General features: G+C 52.4%; 7 protein-coding genes. 5 read left to right on the plus strand and 2 right to left on the minus strand.

Annotated elements, in window-relative coordinates; translation table 11 throughout:
• Window positions 1–81: 81 nt before the first annotated feature.
• Window positions 82–561 (plus strand): arginine repressor, encoded by a 480-nt coding sequence (locus OGW44_RS10240; RefSeq protein ID WP_003839609.1) that lies wholly within the window; start codon window positions 82–84, stop codon window positions 559–561.
• Here OGW44_RS10240 and OGW44_RS10245 read toward each other — a convergent pair.
• Window positions 558–680, minus strand: coding sequence for a hypothetical protein (locus OGW44_RS10245; RefSeq protein WP_185654782.1), 123 nt, complete (start codon window positions 678–680; stop codon window positions 558–560). The genes OGW44_RS10240 and OGW44_RS10245 overlap by 4 nt on opposite strands.
• Between OGW44_RS10245 and pyrL the strand changes: the two genes are divergently transcribed.
• The 4 genes from pyrL to ridA all read left to right on the plus strand — a co-directional run bounded on the left by pyrL (window position 660) and on the right by ridA (window position 2,671).
• Complete coding sequence (gene pyrL / locus OGW44_RS10250; protein ID WP_003025819.1) at window positions 660–761, plus strand: pyr operon leader peptide; 102 nt, start codon at window positions 660–662, stop codon at window positions 759–761. The genes OGW44_RS10245 and pyrL overlap by 21 nt on opposite strands.
• Window positions 762–797: 36 nt before the next feature.
• A complete protein-coding gene (gene pyrB / locus OGW44_RS10255) occupies window positions 798–1,733 on the plus strand; it encodes an aspartate carbamoyltransferase (RefSeq protein ID WP_016151493.1) in 936 nt (311 codons plus the stop codon).
• Between the two features lie 13 nt (window positions 1,734–1,746).
• Window positions 1,747–2,208, plus strand: a complete 462-nt coding sequence (gene pyrI, locus OGW44_RS10260) for an aspartate carbamoyltransferase regulatory subunit (protein WP_016151492.1) — start codon at window positions 1,747–1,749, stop codon at window positions 2,206–2,208.
• Between the two features lie 76 nt (window positions 2,209–2,284).
• Entirely contained in the window at window positions 2,285–2,671 is a 387-nt protein-coding gene (gene ridA / locus OGW44_RS10265) for a 2-iminobutanoate/2-iminopropanoate deaminase (RefSeq protein WP_016151491.1), read from the plus strand.
• A gap of 61 nt (window positions 2,672–2,732) precedes the next feature.
• On the opposite strand, the gene OGW44_RS10270 is transcribed toward ridA, so the two are convergent.
• On the minus strand, window positions 2,733–6,011 hold a 3,279-nt coding region (locus OGW44_RS10270; RefSeq protein ID WP_286454080.1), incomplete at its 5' end, for a pectate lyase-fold domain-containing protein.

Here is a 6,011-nt window from a genome sequence, read left to right on the forward strand (position 1 = left end):
CCGTTTGAGCCGTTATTGATACTGCAAATGTGGTGAATTTCGCCATCGCATTGATACAAATGATAAATTTAGGGTGTTTTTATGAAGGAATTCGATGATTACTCGACCAAAGAGCAGAAACAGTTGGCGATTTGTCAGCGCCTGATTAGCGAAAAAAGCTACCTGTCTCAGGAAGCGCTTCGCCGCGATCTACAACACCATGGTTTCACCGGGATTAGCCAGTCAACGGTATCTCGTCTGCTGAAACTACTCGGTGCTATAAAAATAAGAAATACAAAAGGGCAAAAAATTTATTCTGTAAATCCGCAATCACGACCCGCGCCTGATGCTGCCCGATCGATTGCTGAAATGGTGGTCAGCGTGGAACACAATAGCGAGTTTATCCTCATCCACACGGCGGCTGGCTATGGTCGCGCCGTAGCCAGAATCCTCGATTATCACGCGTTGCCAGAAATTCTCGGCGTCATTGCCGGTAGCAGTATTGTCTGGGTCGCGCCGCGGGTGGTACAGCGAACGGGCCTGGTCCATAAACAGATTAATTATCTATTCAAAATGAATTAAAATTCATAAGAACCGTTTGCGATGAATAAATAGTGCATTTTTCGCTTGATCCCATAACGGATCTGAGTATAATCGCGGACAATTTGCCGGGAGGATGTATGGTTCAGTGTGTACGACATTTTGTCTTACCGCGTCTGAAAAAGGACGCTGGCCTGCCGTTTTTCTTTCCGTTGATCACCCATTCCGAGCCCCTCAATTGAGGGGCTTTTTTTTTGCCCAGGCGTCAGGAGATAAACATGGCTAACCCGCTCTATCAAAAACACATCATTTCCATAAACGACCTCAGCCGCGATGACCTTAATCTGGTCCTCGCGACGGCGGCGAAATTAAAAGCTAACCCGCAGCCAGAGCTGTTAAAACATAAGGTCATCGCCAGCTGCTTCTTTGAAGCGTCAACCCGCACCCGTTTATCTTTTGAAACCTCCATGCACCGTCTGGGCGCCAGCGTGGTAGGTTTCTCTGACAGCAGCAACACGTCGCTTGGCAAAAAAGGCGAAACTCTGGCCGACACCATTTCCGTCATCAGCACCTATGTCGACGCCATCGTGATGCGTCATCCGCAGGAAGGTGCCGCGCGTCTGGCAACCGAGTTCTCCGGTAACGTGCCGGTACTGAACGCCGGCGACGGTTCCAACCAGCATCCCACCCAAACGCTGCTGGATCTGTTTACCATTCAGGAAACGCAGGGTCGCCTGGACAATCTGCAAATCGCCATGGTGGGTGACCTGAAATATGGCCGCACCGTCCACTCCCTGACCCAGGCGCTGGCAAAGTTCGAAGGTAACCGCTTCTACTTCATCGCCCCGGACGCGCTGGCCATGCCGCAATACATTCTGGATATGCTGAATGAAAAAGGTATCGCCTGGAGCCTGCATGGCACTATCGAAGAGGTAATGGCGGAGGTCGATATCCTCTACATGACCCGCGTACAAAAAGAGCGTCTGGACCCGTCCGAATACGCCAACGTGAAAGCACAGTTTGTTCTGCGTGCCAGCGATCTAAACGGTGCCAGAGCGAACATGAAGGTGCTGCATCCGCTGCCGCGCATCGATGAAATCACCACCGACGTCGACAAGACGCCGCACGCCTGGTATTTCCAGCAGGCTGGCAACGGCATCTTCGCCCGCCAGGCGTTACTGGCACTGGTACTGAATAGCGAACTGGCACTGTAAGGGAGAAAAAGAGATGACACACGATAACAAACTGCAGGTTGAAGCCATCAAACGTGGCACCGTAATTGACCACATTCCCGCACAGGTTGGTTTTAAGCTGCTGACGTTGTTCAAACTGACTGAAACCGACCAGCGTATCACCATCGGCCTGAACCTGCCGTCTGGCGAGATGGGCCGTAAAGACCTGATTAAAATCGAAAATACGTTCCTGACCGACGAGCAGGTAAACCAGCTCTCCCTTTACGCTCCGCAGGCAACGGTAAACCGCATTGACGATTATGACGTGGTGGGGAAATCACGTCCGAGCCTGCCTGAACGTATCGATAACGTGCTGGTTTGCCCGAACAGCAACTGCATTAGCCATGCTGAACCAGTATCGTCCAGTTTTTCAGTGAAAAAGCGCGCTGACGACATCGCACTCAAATGCAAATACTGTGAAAAAGAGTTTTCGCATTATGTGGTGCTGGCCAACTAATTGGTGTTGGTAATGATTTCCCGGCTCCCTATAATGGCCGGGAACATTCTATTACCGCTGTAATTCAGGAGAAATCATGAGCAAGACTATCGCGACGGAAAATGCACCAGCAGCAATCGGCCCATACGTTCAGGGCGTTGACCTGGGTAGCATGGTAATCACTTCCGGTCAGATCCCGGTCGATCCGAAAACCGGTGCCGTATCGGAAGACGTGTCCGCTCAGGCACGTCAGTCGCTGGAAAACGTGCAAGCTATCGTTGAAGCAGCAGGCCTGAAAGTGGGCGACATCGTAAAAACTACCGTCTTCGTTAAAGACCTGAACGATTTCGCAACCGTAAACGCGACCTACGAAGCGTTCTTCACCGAGCACAACGCCACTTTCCCGGCGCGTTCTTGCGTGGAAGTTGCCCGTCTGCCGAAAGACGTGAAAATCGAGATTGAAGCGATCGCCGTTCGTCGCTAAGCGTAAAAAAAACCGCCGGAAATCACTCCGGCGGTTCTGTTTTTACTCACTCAGGCTGTTATCAGAAATTGTGTTTAATATTCAGCATAAAGCCCTTGTCGCTGATGTTGTCCTCTTTCCAGTGGAAAGCGTCCAGCCCGGCGCTGGTGTTACCGGCGTTATACTTCACACCCACCTGTGCCATGCTGTTGATGCTGCCACCTTTCTGACCGTCGTCAACGTTGAAGCTCTGACCTGCCGCCCCCTGCAGGGACGCTTTTTTGCCAGTACTGACGTAGCTCAGGTTCGGGCCGCCTTCCAGCGTCGCCGTTGCTGCCCAGCCATCCTTACCGGCATAGCTCAGCTTCATACCCACCACTGAATCAACCGCCGTTTCCGTGCTGCTGTTCATGTTCAGGTTAAAGTCGCCAGCACCGCGCTCCTGATAACCGTCTTCCATGGTGTGACGCAGTTTCAGACCAGCATATGGCACAACATCCAGCCCTTCGCTGACGGCGAAGGTTTTACGACCCTCGGTACGCAGCTCCAGGTACTGCTGACGGCTGTCCGCCAGCGCCTGTTTGTTGACATCACCGTAGTTAATGCCGCGTTTGCTGTCGAGCTGATGTACGTCGTAACGCAGGGCGTTGTTCCAGGAGAGACCTTCCTCACCGAGCGGCATGGCGTGCTCCAGACCCAGGAACTGGCTGTAACCGCCGGTGATACCGTCGCTGCCGGAAGAGACATTGCCTTTACCGTCCAGACGGGCAATACCGTACTCCATGGTCAGCGACTGATTATCGCCAAAGCCCAGTTTCTGACGCAGGGCCATCATGTCGTACTGAGTGTCTTTACCCAGTTCGGCACGCTGGTCACCTTTCGCCACCAGGTTAAACGACAGACCGTTACCCAGTTCCGGCGCGGCATCCGCCAGCATATCGAAGCGGTTGCTGAGTCTGCGGGCGTCGCGGGAGACGTTCACAGCCTTGTTGCCGCTGATTTGCTTCATCGCCTTCGTCACGTCGGCAGAGGTCTTCAGGTTCAGACTACTGAACAGCTCGTTGTTGGTGTAGGCGGCATCCAGCGCGCCAGCAACACCGCTGACGCTGCTGTCGGTCACCACGTCGGTGTAGGCGTTTTTGGTCATGGTGACGTCCACGTTGCCGTTCGCGTCTTTCTGACCCTGCGCGCTCCACACCACGCTTTCAGAGGTGATGTTTTCCAAGCCTTCCACATCAGCCCCGGTAAAGACGTTGTCGAAGGTCTGAGTCGTGGCAGCCGTACCTGCGGTGAAACCGGTATCCACGCTGACAGAATCCAGTGCCAGGGCGTTATTACCCGCATTAAGCGTACCGACAGAGCCGCTGGCGCTGGTACCCAACACATAACCACTCACACGCTGAACAGAAGCGGGGGCAGAATTGCTGTCATCTGGCGCAGAACCCATATGCGTATCATCTGACGACATTGCGCCGCCGTTCAGATTAATGGTGCCGCTGTTATGGATAGTGCCTGTGCCGTCGTTGTAAAACGCCTGACCGTTGTCGGCATTAATATTGATGGTGCCATCGTTGTACGCAACACCGCCATTATACACCGCCATTCCGACCAGCGGTTTAGTCTCATCATAGAACTCGTTTTTTTCGAGATTAATGGTGCCCTGGTTAATAATCGTGTTATTCGCACCAGTTGCAGCCATGCCTGCACCCGCATTATAAATAGTGATGGTGGCGTCACTGTGGTTAACTGCCGAACCGCCTCCGCCACTCATTTCTAAATTTCCCACCCCCATACCGATGGCAAAATCGACTGCCCTTGTGGAGGATACACCAGCGCCTATAACAGTTGTGTCATTTGCATCTTTCCAGAGCCCATCCGCAGTAATCGTTCCGTTGTTACTGGCTGTTGACCCATAGGCGTGCATTGCTTCACCGCGACCATATAAAGCCAGCTCGCCATTGTTAATAGATTCGCTTCCGCTCATCCCACTCATAAGGGTTATGGCATAGCTGTCATTGTTGAAATTTTGCCCCCCCGTAGAGGTCCCAGGCATATACTGCACAGTGTCCTGAGCACGCACATATCCAGTGATATCTCCGTTATTCACACCGTGTGACCCACCCGTGGACAGCATGCCGAGTGTCGTTTCTCCGCCATTACTTACTAAAGTCGTTTCTCTTTCAAGAGTCACGGAACCGTCATTCGTAAAGGATGAAGCACCTCCCAGGAAACTTAAAGTTAAGTCACTTAGGTTGATCGTTCCTTTATTGGTCGCCGTACTGCCACTTCCCAGCATGATCAGAGCATTATCGCCAATACGCCAATAAGAATTCATACTTTCGATGTTGCTAGTGACAGTGGCACCTTCACTAATTTCAAGATAACCCTGATTGGTTACGTTAAATATGCTTTCAAACGTTGTCGCGTAGTTACCATTGATGGATGAGTCACCATGCAGGTAAAGCGATGATTTACCGTTAACGGTGACTGCTGAGCCACCACTATTGCCACCAGTAATACGTCCTTCTCTGCCGTCAATTTGATTGACTTCACCAGTAAGCTCAATCCCCCCCAACAGATCGACACGGTTATTGTCACCGCTGACAACTACCCCACGAATGGCTTCTACGGCACCATCGCGTTGCAGCTCAGCATGAGCAAACGACTCAGTATCCACAATGACCTGAAGATGTCCGTCCAGCACCACCGTGTTACCGCTACCGCTGACGTTAATCCCGTACGATGGGGTAACGAAATAGTTCTTCGCCTGTGGGGATTTCTGGTCTTTATCCACCACCATATCGCCTGTCAGCGTCACCGTATTGGCTTCGCCGGAAACGTTGACCCCGGTAGCCTTATTACCGGTGATGCTCATCTCTTCAGACACCAGGTTAATGGTGTTTGATTTACCCGTCACGTTCAGACCGGTGGAGAAATCACCCACTACCATTTTACCGTTCTGGTTAATGGTATTGTTATTACCGGCAACATCCACCCCGGTGCTCGGTTTGGTACTGTCGGTACTGCCTGCGGTCATTTCCCCTGCGTTGTTCAGGGTGTTGCCGTCACCGCTGACTTTTGCCCCCGTCGCACCGTCAATGACTTTGCTGGCGCCATCGTTATTAATGGTGTTGTTATTACCCGCGACATCAGTACCGGTCGAGCCTTCCCCTTCTGCGGTGGTGGTGCCTTTGTTGTCAATGGTGTTGCCGCCACCGTCCACGCTGGTGCCGGTGCCGCCAGCAGTTGCGCTGGTATCACCTTCGTTGTTGATTTTGTTGCCGTCGCCGGTTACGTCAGTACCGGTGGAGCCAGTCCCATCAGCCGTAGTTTGACCTTTGTTGTCGATGGTGTTGTCGTT

Source organism: Citrobacter sp. Cb023 (assembly GCF_030336805.1).
Lineage (GTDB): Bacteria > Pseudomonadota > Gammaproteobacteria > Enterobacterales > Enterobacteriaceae > Citrobacter > Citrobacter braakii.